The sequence below is a fragment of the Sphingomonas sp. genome, assembly GCF_017745215.1.
Classification (GTDB): domain Bacteria; phylum Pseudomonadota; class Alphaproteobacteria; order Sphingomonadales; family Sphingomonadaceae; genus Sphingomonas.
This window is the reverse complement of record NZ_JAGHZV010000011.1, coordinates 17,836-33,779: the sequence shown is the minus strand read 5'-3', so window position 1 is coordinate 33,779 and position 15,944 is coordinate 17,836. Positions and strand designations below refer to the sequence as shown.

General features: G+C 68.7%; 16 protein-coding genes. 15 read left to right on the top strand and 1 reads right to left on the bottom strand.

The window, feature by feature from the left end; genetic code table 11:
- Window positions 1-29 precede the first annotated feature (29 nt).
- The 14 genes from J7495_RS12565 (at window position 30) to recJ (ending at window position 13,648) form a co-directional block, all read left to right on the top strand.
- Window positions 30-1,007, top strand: a complete 978-nt coding sequence (locus tag J7495_RS12565; protein ID WP_294056981.1) for a putative sulfate exporter family transporter — start codon at window positions 30-32, stop codon at window positions 1,005-1,007.
- A gap of 94 nt (window positions 1,008-1,101) precedes the next feature.
- Window positions 1,102-2,097 carry an SPFH domain-containing protein gene (locus tag J7495_RS12560; RefSeq protein WP_294056864.1) on the top strand — a complete coding sequence of 332 codons (996 nt, stop codon included), beginning with the start codon at window positions 1,102-1,104 and terminating at the stop codon, window positions 2,095-2,097.
- A 16-nt stretch (window positions 2,098-2,113) separates the two neighbouring features.
- Complete coding sequence (locus J7495_RS12555; RefSeq protein ID WP_294056862.1) at window positions 2,114-2,788, top strand: DUF4178 domain-containing protein; 675 nt, start codon at window positions 2,114-2,116, stop codon at window positions 2,786-2,788.
- On the top strand, window positions 2,778-4,139 hold the full coding sequence (locus J7495_RS12550; protein WP_294056861.1) for a DUF4178 domain-containing protein: 1,362 nt from the start codon (window positions 2,778-2,780) through the stop codon (window positions 4,137-4,139). The genes J7495_RS12555 and J7495_RS12550 overlap by 11 nt, the downstream gene beginning before the upstream one ends.
- The gene (locus J7495_RS12545; RefSeq protein ID WP_294056860.1) at window positions 4,136-4,282 is read left to right on the top strand and encodes a hypothetical protein; all 147 of its coding nucleotides are present in this window, start codon (window positions 4,136-4,138) and stop codon (window positions 4,280-4,282) included. Before J7495_RS12550 ends, J7495_RS12545 begins: the two co-directional genes overlap by 4 nt.
- Before the next feature lie 14 nt (window positions 4,283-4,296).
- Window positions 4,297-4,509, top strand: coding sequence for a DUF350 domain-containing protein (locus J7495_RS12540; RefSeq protein ID WP_294056858.1), 213 nt, complete (start codon window positions 4,297-4,299; stop codon window positions 4,507-4,509).
- A complete protein-coding gene (locus J7495_RS12535) occupies window positions 4,502-6,037 on the top strand; it encodes a polyamine aminopropyltransferase (RefSeq protein ID WP_294056856.1) in 1,536 nt (511 codons plus the stop codon). Before J7495_RS12540 ends, J7495_RS12535 begins: the two co-directional genes overlap by 8 nt.
- Window positions 6,027-7,637, top strand: coding sequence for an FAD-dependent oxidoreductase (locus tag J7495_RS12530; RefSeq protein ID WP_294056854.1), 1,611 nt, complete (start codon window positions 6,027-6,029; stop codon window positions 7,635-7,637). The genes J7495_RS12535 and J7495_RS12530 overlap by 11 nt, the downstream gene beginning before the upstream one ends.
- A gap of 5 nt (window positions 7,638-7,642) precedes the next feature.
- Complete coding sequence (gene speD, locus J7495_RS12525; RefSeq protein WP_294056979.1) at window positions 7,643-8,002, top strand: adenosylmethionine decarboxylase; 360 nt, start codon at window positions 7,643-7,645, stop codon at window positions 8,000-8,002.
- 550 nt (window positions 8,003-8,552) lie between these two features.
- On the top strand, window positions 8,553-9,314 hold the full coding sequence (locus J7495_RS12520; RefSeq protein ID WP_294056853.1) for a class II aldolase/adducin family protein: 762 nt from the start codon (window positions 8,553-8,555) through the stop codon (window positions 9,312-9,314).
- A gap of 117 nt (window positions 9,315-9,431) precedes the next feature.
- Entirely contained in the window at window positions 9,432-9,953 is a 522-nt protein-coding gene (locus J7495_RS12515) for a (2Fe-2S)-binding protein (protein WP_294056852.1), read from the top strand.
- Between the two features lie 110 nt (window positions 9,954-10,063).
- A complete protein-coding gene (locus J7495_RS12510; protein ID WP_294056851.1) occupies window positions 10,064-10,966 on the top strand; it encodes an RcnB family protein in 903 nt (300 codons plus the stop codon).
- Between the two features lie 91 nt (window positions 10,967-11,057).
- Window positions 11,058-11,777 (top strand): 2OG-Fe(II) oxygenase, encoded by a 720-nt coding sequence (locus J7495_RS12505; RefSeq protein WP_294056850.1) that lies wholly within the window; start codon window positions 11,058-11,060, stop codon window positions 11,775-11,777.
- A gap of 104 nt (window positions 11,778-11,881) precedes the next feature.
- Complete coding sequence (gene recJ / locus J7495_RS12500) at window positions 11,882-13,648, top strand: single-stranded-DNA-specific exonuclease RecJ (protein ID WP_294056849.1); 1,767 nt, start codon at window positions 11,882-11,884, stop codon at window positions 13,646-13,648.
- Window positions 13,649-13,654: 6 nt separating this feature from the next.
- On the opposite strand, the gene J7495_RS12495 is transcribed toward recJ, so the two are convergent.
- Window positions 13,655-14,518, bottom strand: coding sequence for an NAD(P)-dependent oxidoreductase (locus J7495_RS12495; RefSeq protein ID WP_294056848.1), 864 nt, complete (start codon window positions 14,516-14,518; stop codon window positions 13,655-13,657).
- Window positions 14,519-14,763: 245 nt separating this feature from the next.
- On the opposite strand from J7495_RS12495, the gene J7495_RS12490 reads away from it, so the two are divergent.
- Window positions 14,764-15,933, top strand: coding sequence for an integrase arm-type DNA-binding domain-containing protein (locus J7495_RS12490; protein WP_294056847.1), 1,170 nt, complete (start codon window positions 14,764-14,766; stop codon window positions 15,931-15,933).
- Window positions 15,934-15,944: the final 11 nt, after the last annotated feature.

Below are 15,944 nucleotides of genomic sequence, written 5' to 3'. Positions count from 1 at the left end.
CGGGCCTCGACGGCGAGGGGACCCCGGACATCCGCGTCGGGTGGCGCAGCCTGGTGCCGGGGCTCACCGTGGTCGCGACGGGGACGCTCGCGGCCGGCTTCATCGCGGACCATTATGGCGCGCCGCTCACCCTGATGGCGCTGCTGCTCGGCCTCGCGCTCAACTTCCTGTCCGCGGACGCGCGCCTCGAGCCGGGGTTCGCCTTCGCATCGCGCGCCCTGCTGCGCTGGGGCATCGTGCTCGTCGGCGCACGCGTCACCATCGGCCAGATCGTCGGCCTCGGGCCAGTCGCGCTGCTGTGCATCATGGGGATCGTGACCGCGACGATCGGCGTCGGGATCGTCGCGTCGCGGCGGCTGGGATTCGATACCGCCTTCGGCATCCTCGCGGGAGGATCCGTCGCGATCTGCGGAGCGAGCGCGGCGATGGCGCTCGCCGCCACGCTCGGCCCGCGCCGCGCCAGCGAGTCGCAGTTGACGATCGTGCTCGTCGGCATCTCGGCGATGAGCGCGGCCGCGATGGTGGCCTATCCGATCGCGGCGCACGCCCTCGGCCTGTCGGACTTGCGCGCGGGTTTCCTGCTCGGCGCCTCGATCCACGACGTCGCCCAGTCGCTCGGTGCTGGCTATGCCTATTCCGAGGAGGCGGGCCAGATCGCTGCGATCGTCAAGCTGACGCGCGTTGCCCTGCTCGCGCCCGTGCTGGCCGTGGTCGCGCTGTTCCTTCCCAGGGGGGACGGCGGCGCCGGGGCGGGTCATGTTCCCTGGTTCGTGCTCGGCTTCTTCCTTCTTGCCGGCGCGAATTCGCTGGGGTTCGTTCCCGCCCTGGCCTCGACGCTGTCCTCGGACGCCGCAGCGGTGATGCTCGCGGCCGCCGTCACGGCGACGGCGATCCGCTCCCCCTTGCCCAAATTGCTCGAGACCGGCCCCAGGCCGCTGCTCGTCCTCGCGGCCGCGACGCTCGCCGCCTTCCTGCTGTCCCTGCTGGCGGCGCGCTTCGCGATCTGAAGCGCCGCGGGGGAAACCGGACCCTCCGCGAACCGATTTCTATTTCGCCCCCTCCCCCGAGCCTCTATCATCGCAGGCCTCATGGAGGGACCCGATGGGCATTCTCGACTTTCTTTCCAAGCAGTTCGTCGACGTCATCGAATGGGTCGACGAGCCCGGCGTGCTCGCGATCCGCTATCCGATGCAGGATCGCGAGATCCAGAACGGCGCGCAGCTGACCGTGCGCGCCGGCCAGATCGCCTTCTTCCATGACGAAGGCCAGATCGCCGACGCCTTCACGCCTGGCCTCTACAAGCTCGAGACCTCGAACCTGCCGCTGCTCACTGCGCTGCAGAATTGGGACAAGGGCTTCGCCTCGCCGTTCAAGTCCGACGTCTATTTCTACTCGCTGAAGGAGCAGATCGGGCTGAAGTGGGGCACCGCGCAGCCGATCACGGTGCGCGACAAGGAGTTCGGGCCGCTGCGCATTCGCGCCTTCGGCAGCTACAGCTTCTGCATCGGCGACGTGCCGGTGTTCGAGACCAAGATGATGGGCTCGCTCGAGCGGCTCACCGTCACCGATATCGAGCCGCAGCTGCGCGGCGCGATCGCTTCGGAGCTGGCGAGCGCGCTCGGCGGCGGCGACATCGCCTTCCTCGACCTCGCCGCCAACCAGGGCGCGCTCTCGGAGAAGCTCAAGGCTGCTGTGCAACCTGCGTTCGCGCAATGGGGGCTCAGCTGCCAGAGCTTCTTCGTCGAGAGCCTGTCGCTGCCAGACGAGGTCCAGGAATATCTCGACAAGGCGAGCTCGATGCGGTTGGTCGGCGACCTCGACCGGTTCGTCCGCTTCCAGAGCGCGCAGGCGATCGAGACCGCGGCGGCGCAGTCCGGCGGGATCGCCGGCGCCGGTGCGGGCGCCGCGGCGGGGCTCGCGATGGGCCAGGTGCTCGCCGGCGGGCTCGGCGGTGGCGGTGGTGCCGCGATGGGCGGCCCGGCGGGCGAGGACGCGTTCGGCCAGATCGAGAAGCTCCACAAGCTGCTCACTGTCGGCGCGATCACCCAGGCGGAGTTCGACGCGAAGAAGGCCGAGCTGCTGGGCCGGATCCGCTGAGGCCGAAACACACCCCATGAGCCTGACCGTCAACTGCCCCAATTGCGGCGCCGAAGTCGTGTTCCGCTCGGCCGCGCTGCCGTCGCGCGTCTGCGACTATTGCCGCAGCCTGCTGGTGCGCAGCGACGCGGGCGTCGGCGTCGCCGGCGAGAGCGCGGCGGTGCCGTTCGACGTGAGCCCGGTACGCGTCGGGATGCGCGGCGAAGCCGATGGACAAAGCTTCGACGTGCTGGGCCGCGTGCGCTGGGCGTGGACCGACGGGTCGTGGAACGAATGGTTCCTGCTGTTCGCCGACGGCAGCAGTGCCTGGCTCGGCGACGCGATGGGCCAGTTCATGCTGCTCCGCGACGCACCGATCGAGACCGCGCGCGCGAAGGCGCTCAAGCGGGTCATCTCGGGCGGCGAGGCCCTGCCGGGCACCGAGGCGCAGATCGACGGGACCAAATATCAGGTCTCCGACGCCCGCCGCGTCGTGCTGCTCGCTGCCGAGGGCGAGCTGCCCTGGACGCCCACACCTGGCTGGAAGCTCTACAGCGTCGACCTCAAGGGCCGCGCGGGCGAATGCGCGACGCTCCAGCGCGACGCCAATGAAGCGACCTTCTACACCGGCCGCTATGTGACGCTGGCCGAGCTCAAGCCCAAGGGTCTGCGCACGTTCGAAGGCTGGGCGATGCCCGACTATGCCCGCTGACGACATCGCCTTGCCGCCCGCCCCCGCGGCGCAGGCGCTGAGCTGCCCGGCGTGCGGCGGCACGATCGAGCTGCGCGCGGCGGGCTATTCGGTGTCGGTCGGCTGCCAATATTGCTCCAGCGTGCTCGACGTCTCGGAACCGGCGGTCAGGCTGATCACGCGCTATGCCGAGGAAGCGTGGGGGCTCGACATCCCGCTCGGCACGCGCGGCACGATCGAGGGCGTCGAATGGGAAGCGATCGGCCATATGCGCCGCTCGATCGACGGCGCCTATCCGTGGCAGGAATATCTGCTGTTCAACCCCTATCACGGCTATCGCTGGCTGGTGAACGCCAATGGCGCGTGGAGCTTCGGCGAGATGCTCGCCGTCAATCCGGATTATGTCACCTACGACACGCTGGGCGTCGGCGGGCAGAACTTCACGCGCTTCTTCGCGGACAGCAGCGCGAGCGTAGACAGCGTGGTGGGCGAATTCTACTGGCAGGTCCGCGTCGGCGAGCGCGTCGAGGGGGCGGACTGGGTGCGCCCGGGTTGGATGCTCTCGCGCGAGAGCAATGGCAACGAAGTCAGCTGGACCCTGCTCGAGCTGCTCGACGCCAGGGTGATGAAGGCGGCGTTCGGCGTGGACGCGCCGCGCAACCCCTGGCCCCCGCCCCCGCACGCATCCTCACCGCACGGGCCCTGGGTCCGCCAGGGCGTGCTGATCGGGATCGCGGTGGCGCTGCTGCTGATGCTGGTCACCGTGTTCCTCAGCGGCTCGACCCAACTCGCCCAAGGCGCGCTGCCGATCGCCGCCGACGGGCACGACCAGACCGCGACGATCGGGCCGATCGTGCTGGGCGGGGCCTATCAGCGCGTCAACATCCGTGCGCAGGTGCCCAAGCTCGAGAACGGCTGGGTCGACCTCGATTATTCGCTCGTCGATCGCAAGACGCAGCAGAGCTACCAGGCCTATGCCGCCGCCGAACGCTATTCGGGGCACGATTCGGACGGCTACTGGACCGAGGGCAGCCGCGGCGCGCAGGTCGCGGTCGCGACCGTGCCGGCGGGGACTTACGACCTGGTGGTCGACTATAAGGGCAATGTCTGGGGCGCGACCTACGACTATCTGCTCCAGGGCCCGTCGCAGGGCTGGATGGCGCGGGACAACCAGCCCGAGATCGCCATCGAGGTGAGCCGCGGCGGGCTGTTCTTCGGCAATCTGATCCTGGCGCTGATCATCCTGTTCCTGCCGCTCATATGGGGCGCCTACCGGCATCTGCGCTTCGAGCAGGCGCGCCAGGGCCAGAGCGATTTCCCTGCCACCGGCATCGCCGCGATGGTCAATAGCAGCGGGGACGACGACGAATGAACCGCGGCACCTTCCTGTTCTCGCTCTGGTGCCTCGGCGTCGTCGCGCTGTTCATGGTCGCCGGCAGCTTCGCCTATTCGCCCTTCGCCGACGGCGGCCGCGCGCCGCGCGGCTCGGGCTTCTACGGACCCACCCACAAGTAAAAGGGGAGACGGACATGGTCACCACGCTACCCGCGCTGCTCAGCACCTTGCTCTATGCCTTCATCGGCATCGTCGTGTTCGCGGCGGGATTCCTGATCCTCGACCTGCTGACGCCGGGCAAGCTCTGGGAAGAGATCCAGGCCAAGCAGAATGTCGCGGTGGGCATCTTCGCCGGCTCGGTGGCGATCGGGCTCGCGATCATCGTCGCCGCCGCGATTCATGGCTGAGGGCGATCCGCCGCCTTCCAGGGTCACTGCCTCCGCGCCGGCGACGACGCTGCTCGTCTCGGCCTTCGTCGTCTCGACCTGCGGCCTGATCTACGAGCTGCTCGCGAGCACCATCGCCAGCTACCTCCTCGGCGACAGCGTCACGCAGTTCTCCACCGTCATCGGCACCTATCTGTTCGCGATGGGCGTGGGCAGCTGGTGCTCGCGCTATGTGAAGCGCGACGAGCTCCGTCTGTTCGTCCGCACCGAGCTGCTGATCGCGCTCATCGGCGGCTGCTCGGCGGCAGCGCTGTTCCTGCTCTTCCCGCTCGTCCAGGACTTCCGGGTGGCGCTCTACGCGCTCGTGCTCGCGATCGGCTTCCTCGTCGGGCTCGAAATCCCGCTGCTGATGCGGATCCTCAAGGGCTTCGACTTCCGCGAAGTCGTGTCGAACGTGCTGACCTTCGACTATGTCGGCGCGCTCGCGGCGTCGCTGCTCTTCCCGCTGCTGCTGATGCCGCACCTGGGACTGATGCGCACCGGCTTCCTGTTCGGCATCGCCAACGGCGGCGTCGCGCTGGCGCTGCTGATGGTGCTGCCGCGCGCCTCGGGCTTCCGGCTCGAGAAGGTGCTGGCGATCGTCGTGCTGCTGCTGCTTTGCGTAGGCTTCGTCGCGTCGGACCGGCTCCAGCGCTGGGCCGAAGTCGCGGTCTACGGCGAGCCGGTGATCTATGCGCAGACGACGCGCTACCAGCGGATCGTGCTCACCCGCCACGGCGACGACATCCGGCTGTACCTCAACGGCAACCTCCAATTCTCGTCGCGCGACGAATATCGCTACCACGAGGCGCTGGTGCACCCCGCGATGGGCCGCGTTGCCAACCCCAGGAACGTGCTGATCCTCGGCGGTGGCGACGGGCTCGCGGCGCGCGAGGTGCTCCGCTACCCGCAGGTCGAGCATCTCACCCTCGTCGACCTCGACGCCGAGATGACCAGCCTGTTCTCGCGCACCGCGATGCTCACCCAGCTCAACCATGGCTCGCTCACCAACGCGCGGATGCACGTGATCAACGCCGACGGCTTCCGCTGGGTACGCGAGCACCAGGGGCGGCAGTATGACGCGATCATCGTCGATTTCCCCGATCCGGTCGATTATTCGGTGGGCAAGCTCTACACCGAGACCTTCTACCGCGGCGTCCGCCGGCTGCTCGCGCCCGGCGGCGTGATGGTGGTGCAGAGCACCTCCCCGCTGGTCGCGCCGATGGCTTTCTGGACGGTCGCGTCGACGCTCGAGGCCGCCGGGCTGCAGACGCGCGGCTACCACGTCTACGTGCCCAGCTTCGGCGAATGGGGCTTCGTCCTCGCCGCCGCCGGGCCGATCCCGACGACCGTGCGCTTCCCCCGCGGGCGCTTCCTCACCCCGGTGAGCGAGCCGCTGATGTTCGACTTCCCGCCCGACATGGCGCGGCGGCCGACGCCGGTGAACCGGCTCGACAACCAGATCCTCGTCCGCGAGTTCGCCGACGCCTGGAGCCGCTATGAAGGCTGACCGGCGGATGGTGCTGGGCCTGGGCGCCGCCGCAGCCTGCGCGGCGGGCGCGGGCGGGATCGCCTATGCGCTGCACGAGCCGGCGCTGCCCGAAGGCACGCTCGAGGGCGCCGACCTCGCGCGCGGGCATCGCCTCCGCCAGGGCGATTTCCCCGCGCCGAGCCGGACCGACGAGGTCGACGTGTTGATCGCCGGCGGCGGCGTGGCGGGGCTCTCGGCGGCCTGGCGGCTGCACGACGCCGGCTTCACGCGCTTCAGGCTGCTCGAGCTCGAGGACCGCGTCGGCGGCAATGCGCGCAGCGGGCGCAACGCGGTCTCGGCCTATCCGCTCGGCGCACATTACCTCCCCGTGCCCAATCAGGAAGCGCGGGCGCTCCGCAACATGCTCGGCCAGTTCGGGATGATCACCGGCGAAGCGAACGGCGTGCCGGTCTACGACCCGACCCAGCTCTGCGCCGACCTCGAAGAGCGGCTGTTCTGGCAGGGCAGCTGGCAGGAAGGGCTGATCCCGCGCACCGGCCTCTCGCCGACGGACCGGCGCGACCTCGCCGCGTTCGAAGCCGCGATGGCCGGCTATTCGAAGCGCATCGGCACCGACGGCAAGCCGGCCTTCGCCGTGCCGATGGCCTACAGCTCGCGCGATGCCTACCTGACCGCGCTCGACCGGCAGAGCTTCTCCGTCTGGCTCGACGCGCAGGGGTGGCACTCGCCGGTGCTGCGCGCGCACGTCCGCTACGCGATGCGCGACGATTACGGCACCGAGCCGGGCGAAGTCTCGGCCTGGGCCGGCATCCATTATTTCGCCGCGCGCCGCGGTTGGGCGGCAGAAGGTGCCGGCGGCAACGAGCTGACCTGGCCCGAGGGCAACGGCCGGCTCGTCGCGCGCATGGCAGGGCTGTTCGCGGACCGCATCGCCGGCGGCCGCATCGTCCATCATGTCTTGCGAGACGACGATGCGATCCTCGTCGACAGCTTCGACGTCGCGACCAACACCACCACCCGCACCCGCGCCAGGGCCGCGATCCTCGCGATGCCGCACTTCGTCGCGGTCCGCGTCTGCCCCGAGTTGGGAAGCGCGGACGGGTTCAGCTACGCGCCCTGGCTGATCGCCAACGTCACCGTCGACCGGCTCCCCAAGGGCCCCGGCGTGCCGCTCGCCTGGGACAATGTGTCGAGCACGAGCAACTCGCTCGGCTATGTCGTCGCGACGCACCAGGGCCCCGACGCGATTGCGGGCGCGAGCGTGCTCACCTGGTACCTCCCGCTCTCCGACATGCCGCCTGCCGACGCCCGCCGGCTGCTGCTCGCGCGGCCCGCCGAGGACTGGAAGCGCATCGTCCGCGAGGACCTCCTCCTCACCAACCCCGACCTCGACGGCGCGATCCGGCGGATCGACCTGTGGCGCTGGGGTCATGCGATGATCCGCCCCACGCCCGGCTTCCTCTGGCGCGGCGACGGGGTCCAGCCCGAGCCGCCGCTGTTCCTCGCGCACAGCGACCTCTCGGGCCTCTCGCTGTTCGAGGAAGCCCATTATCATGGCGTGCGCGCCGCCGAGGGCGCGATGGCGCGGCTCGGCCATGCGCATGCGAGTCTGTTGTGAGTAGCATGCACCAGGGCCACCATCTGATCGCCGACCTCGAAGGCTGTTCGCACCTCGCCGACGAGGGTCTGATCGCCGATTGCCTCGCGCGTGCCGCGGCCGCCGCGGCGGCGACCCTGCTCGAGATCCGCCTCCACGGCTTCGGCCCCGGCCAAGGCGTCACCGGCGTCGCGCTGCTCGCCGAATCGCACATCTCGATCCACACATGGCCCGAACATGGCTCGGCCTGCGTCGACATCTTCCTGTGCAGCCGCGCGCATGATCTCGATGCTGCACTGCACATGATCGTCTCGGCGCTCGGCGGACGAATCCGCCACAAGACGCTCGTCGAGCGGAACTTCGGCGCCTCGCTGCCGGTTGATTGACCCGAAATCGTAAGAACTTCGCCCGATATCGGCGTCGGTGACTGACGAATTGTCAGAGTCGGCGCGCATTGGGACTGTCCACGGCGGAACTTGTCCACATTCGAGGCGATATTTTACGATTCCAATGCGTTAAATGTCATGACATGTTCACAAATCTGTGGATAACTCGTGGACATGGGACAGAGGCTCGATCTGGCACGTGAGCTGGACATCCTCGCCGGAGAGGCAAGGACGCTGGCTGAGGCACAAGCGCTGCGCGACCGCGCGGACAGGCTCCGCCGCGTCCGCCGGGGCTGGCTCGCCCCCTGGGCCGCCCCGCCGCTGATCCGAAACTAAGGGCTTCACCGTCGCGCCCCGTCCGGTGGAAACCAGCGCCTATCCCATTTCCAACCGTCATCCCGGCGAAAGCCGGGACCCAGAGCCACGAGCGACACGGCTTGCTGCCTGGGTCCCGGCTTTCGCCGGGATGACGATTCTTGGGAGGGCTCTAGGCACGCCCCCTCCCCTCATGGCATACCCGAATCACGAAAAAGACTCTGAGGAGAGGATCATGGCCACCGCGCTCCAGGACCGCCCGCGCGTCAGCGACGCCGAATGGGAGGCCCGCCAGCAGCTCGCCGCCTGCTACCGCGTGTTCGACATGCTCGGCTGGTCCGAGATGATCTACAACCATATCACGCTGAAGGTGCCGGGCGAGGATAGCGCGTTCCTGATCAATCCCTTCGGCCTGCACTTCAGCGAAGTCTGCGCCTCCAACCTCGTGAAGATCGACATCGACGGCAACAAGCTCGACGACAATCCCTATCCGGTGAACCTCGCGGGCTTCACCCAGCATTCGGTGTTCCACCGCCATCTGCCCGATGCGCATTGTATCGCGCACACGCACACGACCGCGGGCATGGCGGTGAGCGCGCTCGAGGGCGGGCTCCAGCCGATCAACTTCTACGCGTGCAACTTCGTCGGCCAGATTGCCTACCATGATTTCGAAGGCGTCACGGTGCGCGCCGAGGAAGGCGAGCGGCTGATCGAGCATCTCGGCGGCAAGCGCGTGATGTTCCTCAAGAACCACGGCATCCTGGTGATGGGCCGCAGCGTGCCCGAGACCTTCATGATGCACTGGGCGCTGCAGCGCGCCTGCGAGATCCAGATGGCGACGCTGTCGATGGGCGCGCCGATCCTGGTGTCCGACGAGGTCGTGGCGATCCACCAGCGCGACATCTCGAAGGTCCAGCTCCCCGGCGGCCCCGGCGCGCCCGACTTCGCCGCGATGGTCCGGCTGCTCGACCGCAAGGACACGAGCTGGCGGAATTGAGCGAGGGTCCCCGCCCATCAGTCGTCATCCCGGCTTTCGCCGGGATGACGATGGTAGCTGAGCGGACGCGGGCACAACGCCCTTCGGAATGCCGATAAATCACGCTAGACCCCGCGCATGACTCGCTTCACGGTCAACAACAAGCCGGTCGCCTATAAGCTCGACCCCAAGACGCCGCTGCTCTGGGCGCTGCGCGACGCCTCGAACCTCACCGGCACCAAATATGGCTGCGGCACCGGCGACTGCGGGGCGTGCATCGTCGATGTCGACGGGCAGATGCGCTACGCCTGCCTCGAGACGATCGAATCGCTCGAAGGCACGTTCGTCACCACGATCGAGGGGCTCTCGGCCGACCGCAGCCATCCCGTCCAGCAGGCGCTGATCGCCGGCAACGTACCGCAATGCGGCTATTGCATCCCCGGCATCGTCATGGCCGCCTCGATCCTGCTGCGCACCAACCGCAGCCCGAGCGAGGACGACATCAAGGAAGCGATCCCCAACATCTGCCGCTGCGGCATTTACCCGCGGCTGCTCGACGCGATCGGACGCGCGGCGCGGATCGCGCGCGGCGAGGAGCCCGGTCCGGGCAGCGACGACGAGGACGCCCCCGCTGCCAGTCGCGCCGCGCCGGCGGGTTAACCAAGCTTACAATTGGCTGACAGCCCAATTCAGAAACGCGTCAGCGCGACTCCGCCATAGACACACTACGGAAACCCGGCGCCTTGCCGGCACCGGAGGAGGCAAGAGGAATGAAGAAGACCCTATTGGCGGCGCTCATCGCCGCCACGGCATTGGTCCCCGCGGCGGCGTCCGCGCAGGACCGCGGCGGGCATCGCTCGTGGGGCGGTGACCGCGGTGGCGATCGCGGCGATCGCGGCGGCGACAATGGGCAGCGCGGCGGCGACAACGGCCAGCGCGGCGGCTGGAACGGCGGCGGTCAGCAGCAGCAGGCTCGCCCTGCCCCGCAGCCCCAGGCTCAGCCCCAGCCCCAGCCGCGCTGGAACGGCGGCAACGGCGGCGGCGGGTGGAACCGCGGCGGCCAGCCGCAGCAACAGCAGCAGGCGCGTCCGGTCCCGCAGCCCCAGCAGCAGCCGCAGCAGTGGCGCGGCGGCAATGGCCAGGGCGGCAACGGCGGCCCGGGACGCGGCCAGTGGAACGGCGGCAACAACGGCAACAACGGCGGCTGGAACCGTGGCGGCCAGCAGCCGCAGGGTCGGCCGGCGCCGGTGCCCCAGCAGCAGCAGTGGCGCGGCGATCGCGGCGGCCCGGGACGCGGCGATTGGAACCGCGGCAACGGCGGCAACTGGGATCGCGGCGGCTGGAACCGCGGCAACGACCGTCGCTGGTCGAACGACTGGCGCCGCGACAACCGCTACGACTGGCGCGGCTATCGCAACAGCAACCGCAACGTCTATCGCCTGCCGCGCTACTATGCGCCGTCGGGCTGGGGTTACGGCTACCGGCGCTATTCGACGGGCAGCATCATCGCGTCGCTGCTCTTCGGCCAGCAGTATTGGATCGAGGATCCGTTCTACTACCGGCTTCCGCCTGCGTACGGCCCCTATCGCTGGGTCCGCTACTATAACGACGCGCTTCTCGTCGACATCTACAGCGGCGAAGTCGTCGACGTCGAGTACGACATCTTCTGGTGAGAGCCGGAGGGTTTGAGGAGAGCCGGGGCCCCGTCGCGCGATCGTGCGGCGGGGCTCTTGCATTCACAAGGCCAGTGAGCAACTTGGCGCCATGAGCCTGTTTTCGCCCAAGGGCAGCTCGAGCAACCCGTCGCGCGTGCGCTTCTCGCGCGAAGTCGCCGCGCGGCTCGACGCCAATCCCTTCGTCAAGCGCGCGCCGGTGACGCTCGCGCAGATCTATTATTTCCCCAACTATCTCAGCCAGGCCGAGTGCGACACGCTGATCCGGCTGATCGACGCCAACCGCCGGCCCTCGACGCTGCTCGCGACGCACGACGATCCCGAGTTCCGCACCTCGGAGAGCTGCGACCTCGATCGCTGGTCGGAAGAGGTCCGTCCGATCGACGAACGGATCGCGCACCTGCTCGGCATCGCGCCCGAATATGGCGAGACGCTGCAGGGCCAGCGCTATGCCCCCGGCCAGCAGTTCCGCGCGCATTGCGACTATTTCCACGAGGGCGAGGCCTATTGGCCCGCGATGCAGACCCAGGGCGGCCAGCGCACCTGGACGGCAATGGCCTTCCTCAACGAAGTCGAGGAAGGCGGCGCGACCTGGTTCCCCCGCGCCGGCATGCGCGTGCCGCCCAAGCCGGGCACGCTGCTGATCTGGAACAACCTCCTCGCCGACGGAAAGCCCAATTACGACACGCTCCACGAGGGTATGCGCGTGATCGCGGGGACCAAATATGTCGTGACCAAGTGGTTTCGCGAGAACCCCTGGATCCGCGGCCCCGTGCCGACCTATTACGGCGGCAACCAGCGGGCGACCTGAGAGGTAGCTCCCTGTTCCCCTGCCCATCATCCCGGCGAAAGCCGGGATGACGGTTTCGAAGGCGAGCCCTCGACACCGCCCCCTCCCCACGCCAAGGTCCGGCCATGTCCACCGTGCTCAACGTCGAACGCTCGATCCTCGGCCAGCCCTGGCGCTGGCGGGGACTGGCGGCCGACGCGCGCGACCCCGGCTTCGCGCCGGACGACCTGGTGACGCAGCTGCTCCTCACCCGCGGCTGCACCCGCGACGACGTCGAGGCGTATCGCGCGCCGAGCATCCGCGCCTTCATGCCCGACCCCTCGATCTTCCGCGACATGGACGCCGCCGCCGAGCGCCTCGCCGAAGCGGTCGAGCGCCGCGAGTCGGTCACCATCTTTGGCGATTACGACGTCGACGGCGCCACTTCGGCGGCATTGCTCATCCTGCTTCTGAGGGACCTCGGCCTCGAGGCCGGCGCCTATATCCCCGACCGGCTGATGGAAGGCTATGGCCCCTCCGGCGAAGCGCTCGTCCGTTTGAAGGCCGAAGGCGCCGACCTCGTCGTCACCGTCGATTGCGGCGCGCAGGCGTTCGAGGCGCTGGCGATGGCGCGCGACGCCGGGCTCGACGTGATCGTCGTCGACCATCACAAATGCGCCGCCGCGCTTCCGCACGCCCATGCGCTGGTCAACCCCAACCGCCTCGACGAGGAGGAAGGCGCGCAGCACGGCCATCTCGCCGCGGTCGGCGTCGCCTGGCTGCTCGGCGCGGCGCTGGTCCGCACGCTGCGCGCCCGCGGCTTCTTCGCCAGCCGCCCCGAGCCGCGGCTGCTCGACCTGCTCGACATCGTCGCGCTCGGCACCGTCGCCGACGTCGCCCAGCTCAAGGGGCTCAACCGTGCCTTCGTGGCGCAGGGCCTCAAGGTGATGGCGCAACGCCGCAACCTCGGCATGAACGCGCTGATCGAAGCCTCGCGCCTCAGCCGCGCGCCGCTGTGCAGCGACCTCGGTTTTGCGCTGGGACCCCGGATCAACGCCGGCGGGCGCGTCGGCCGCTCGGACCTCGGCGTCCGCCTGCTCACCACCCGCGACCCCGACGAAGCGCGCGCGATCGCCGCCGAGCTCGACCGGCTCAACGAGGAGCGCCGCGCGATCGAGGCGCAGGTCCAGGCCGAGGCCGAGGCGCTGTGCGAGCGCCAGGGCAACCGCGCGGTCGCGGTGATCGCCGGGCCCGGCTGGCATCCCGGCGTGATCGGCATCGTCGCCGGGCGCATCAAGGAGAAGCTCGGCCGCCCGAGCATCGTCATCGCGCTCGACGAGACCGGCGTCGGCAAGGGCTCGGGCCGCTCGATCGCCGGCGTCGACCTCGGCGCCGCGGTGCTCGCGGCCAAGGACATGGGGCTGCTGATCGCAGGCGGCGGGCATGCGATGGCGGCAGGCGTCACCATCGCCGCCGACAGCGTCGACGCCTTCGCCGACTTCCTCGAGGAGCGGCTGTCGGAGCGCGTGACCCAGGCGATGGGCGATCGCGCGCTGCTCCTCGATGCCGTGGTGGCCGCGGGCGGCGTCAATCCGAAGCTGGTCGAAGCGATGGAGGCCGGCGGCCCTTACGGGATGGGCTGGCCCGCCCCGCGCGTCGCGGCCGGGCCGGTGCGAGTGATCAAGGCGGACGTGGTCGGCTCGGGCGGCCATGTCCGCGCGATCGTCAGCGGGCCCGACGGCGGCAGCCTCAAGACGGTCGCCTTTCGCCAGGCCGACAGCGCGCTCGGCCAGGCTTTGCTCTCTGCCCCGCGTCACCGCAGCCTCTGGCTCGCCGGCCGCGCGAAGATCGACGACTGGGGCGCCCGCCCCGCCGCGGAACTTCACCTCGACGACGCCGCCTGGGCGGATTGACCGCAGCTAGGGCAGGATCGCCGCCAGGCCGGCGACGTCGATATCCTCGCCTTCCCTGGCAATGACTTCGGCGAGGTGCTGCTTGACGATCTCGAGCACCGGCAGGCTCGCGCCGACGCCTTCCGCCGCTTCGCCCGCGAGCCGCATGTCCTTGAGCCCGAGCGGCGCGGAGAAGCCCGCCGGGCGCCAGCGCTGCTCGGCGACCAGCGGCCCGTAGATGTTGTAGTAGTTGCCGTTGAACAGCGTGCCCTGGAGCACCTCGAGCAGCGCCTTGCGGTCGACCCCACCACGCTCGGCGAGCCGCATCGCCTCGGCCATCACTTCGGTGTTGGCGAGGATCATGAAGTTGCCGGCGAGCTTGACCAGATTGGCGCAGGGCGCGTGCGCACCCACGCCGTAGGTCGCGCGGCCGATCGCTTCGAACAGCGGGGCGAGCGTGGCGAGCGCGTCCTCGGGCCCGGCGGCGACCACCCAGAGCTGGCCGGCTTCCGCCGCGGCGGGACGGCCGAACACCGGCGCCGAGACCAGCACCTGCCCGCGCTCGGCGTGGAGCTCACCCATCCGCTCGGCGGTCGCGACGGCGATCGTGCTCTGCGAGACGTGGATCGCGCCCCGGGGCAGGCCCGCGAGCAGCCCGTCGGGCCCTTCAAGCACGCTCATCAGCGCGGCATCGTCGGCGACCATGGTGAAGACCGCGTCGGCGCCTTCGCAGGCTTCGCGCGGGGTCGCGGCTTCGGCTGCGCCGGCGGCGACGAGCGGGTCGGCCTTGCCGGGCGAGCGGTTCCAGACGCCAAGCTGATGGCCGGCGCGGAGCAGGTTGGCCGCAATCCCCACGCCCATCTTGCCGAGACCGAGAAAGGCCAGCTTCATGCCGCTGCTCCCAATGTACCTGTCGAAGGTGGTGACGGCTTCGCCGATTACCCGCGCGATTTCGAGTCTTTGGTGACCCCTACGAGCAAGATACCCCTGTAGCAGAACGTTTCACGCCGTCTCAACCTATTGAGATTGCGTGAAAAGGCCTGCTGGATGTGTGCCTCGCAATCCCACTGCGAACCGCCAAAGCGCGTACGATTTGTGGGAGCGCGCGAGGTACAGGAAAACAAGGGAATCCTGACTTGGCACTCACAGTCCTCAAGGTCCGCACGGCCCGGCCTGGGCGCCATGCCGACGCACACGGTCTCTATCTTGTTGTTCGCCCCACGGGGTCCAGATCCTGGGTTCTCAGGATGCAGCACAAAGGTGTCCGCCGCGACTTCGGCCTCGGCCCGGTCCACGATGTTTCTCTCTCTGACGCGCGCTGCCTCGCGATCGAGCTTCGCAAGATGGTTCGCAACGGCTTGGACCCGGTGAAGGAAAGAGGACTTCGCCGCGCAAACGTGCCGACGTTCGAGATGGTCACGCGGCGCTGCTACGACGCGATGAAAGGCGGCTGGAAGGACCGCCGAAACGCGTCGTGGCTGACCAGTTTCGAGAACCATGTGTTCGACGAGATTGGGGCGCAACGCATCGATGCAATCGACAGCGTACAGGTTCTTAAGGTGCTGGAGCCGATCTGGTTGGAAAAACCCGACACCGCACGGCGTGTCCTTCAGAGGATCGGCGCGGTTCTCGACTTCGCACACATCAAGGGCATTATCCCCAGCGAAGTGTCGCTGCGCTCCGTGACGCGTGGTTTGCCGCGTCAGACCCGGCAGGTCACGCATCGCGCTGCGATGCCGTATGCGCAAGTGCCAGGTTTCTTGCAAAAGCTGGCCCAGCAACCAGCCACCGTCGGTCGCGATGCGCTCCAACTGACCATTTTGACTGCGGTGCGATCCAACGAGACCCGCTTCGCGACATGGGACGAGTTCGACCTTGAGGCGGCGACGTGGGCTATCCCCGCTGCACGGATGAAGATGAAGCAGCCGCACGTCGTGCCGCTCGCCGCGCCCGCGCTGACCCTGTTGAAGCGCCTCAGGAAGGAGCATGAGGCTCTCCACGGACCTGACCTTATGGGCCGGATGCTGTTCACCCACAGCGGCAAGAAGCCGATCAGCGATACGACGATGCTGAAGGCGATCCGCGACATGAACATCGACGAGGTTACCGTGCACGGCTTCCGCAGCAGCTTCGCCGACTGGGCCGCAGAATGCACGCGCTTCCCGAAGGAGATTGCCGAAAAGGCACTAGCGCATCGCGTGTCTAACGCCGTCGAGGCGGCTTATCGACGGACGGACTTCTTCGACAGGCGTCGCGTTCTCATGAGTAAATGGGGAGAGTACGTCAACACTCGCGCCACACGATGAGACAGAATTTC

Excerpts from the sequence above, each read along its gene's own strand:
- J7495_RS12560 (WP_294056864.1), top strand. The coding sequence starts at position 1,102 with ATGGGCATTCTCGACTTTCTTTCCAAGCAGTTCGTCGACGTCATCGAA.
- J7495_RS12555 (WP_294056862.1), top strand. The coding sequence starts at position 2,114 with ATGAGCCTGACCGTCAACTGCCCCAATTGCGGCGCCGAAGTCGTGTTC.
- J7495_RS12550 (WP_294056861.1), top strand. The coding sequence starts at position 2,778 with ATGCCCGCTGACGACATCGCCTTGCCGCCCGCCCCCGCGGCGCAGGCG.
- J7495_RS12545 (WP_294056860.1), top strand. The coding sequence starts at position 4,136 with ATGAACCGCGGCACCTTCCTGTTCTCGCTCTGGTGCCTCGGCGTCGTC.
- J7495_RS12540 (WP_294056858.1), top strand. The coding sequence starts at position 4,297 with ATGGTCACCACGCTACCCGCGCTGCTCAGCACCTTGCTCTATGCCTTC.
- J7495_RS12535 (WP_294056856.1), top strand. The coding sequence starts at position 4,502 with ATGGCTGAGGGCGATCCGCCGCCTTCCAGGGTCACTGCCTCCGCGCCG.
- J7495_RS12530 (WP_294056854.1), top strand. The coding sequence starts at position 6,027 with ATGAAGGCTGACCGGCGGATGGTGCTGGGCCTGGGCGCCGCCGCAGCC.
- speD (WP_294056979.1), top strand. The coding sequence starts at position 7,643 with ATGCACCAGGGCCACCATCTGATCGCCGACCTCGAAGGCTGTTCGCAC.
- J7495_RS12520 (WP_294056853.1), top strand. The coding sequence starts at position 8,553 with ATGGCCACCGCGCTCCAGGACCGCCCGCGCGTCAGCGACGCCGAATGG.
- J7495_RS12515 (WP_294056852.1), top strand. The coding sequence starts at position 9,432 with ATGACTCGCTTCACGGTCAACAACAAGCCGGTCGCCTATAAGCTCGAC.
- J7495_RS12510 (WP_294056851.1), top strand. The coding sequence starts at position 10,064 with ATGAAGAAGACCCTATTGGCGGCGCTCATCGCCGCCACGGCATTGGTC.
- J7495_RS12505 (WP_294056850.1), top strand. The coding sequence starts at position 11,058 with ATGAGCCTGTTTTCGCCCAAGGGCAGCTCGAGCAACCCGTCGCGCGTG.
- recJ (WP_294056849.1), top strand. The coding sequence starts at position 11,882 with ATGTCCACCGTGCTCAACGTCGAACGCTCGATCCTCGGCCAGCCCTGG.
- J7495_RS12495 (WP_294056848.1), bottom strand. The coding sequence starts at position 14,518 with ATGAAGCTGGCCTTTCTCGGTCTCGGCAAGATGGGCGTGGGGATTGCG.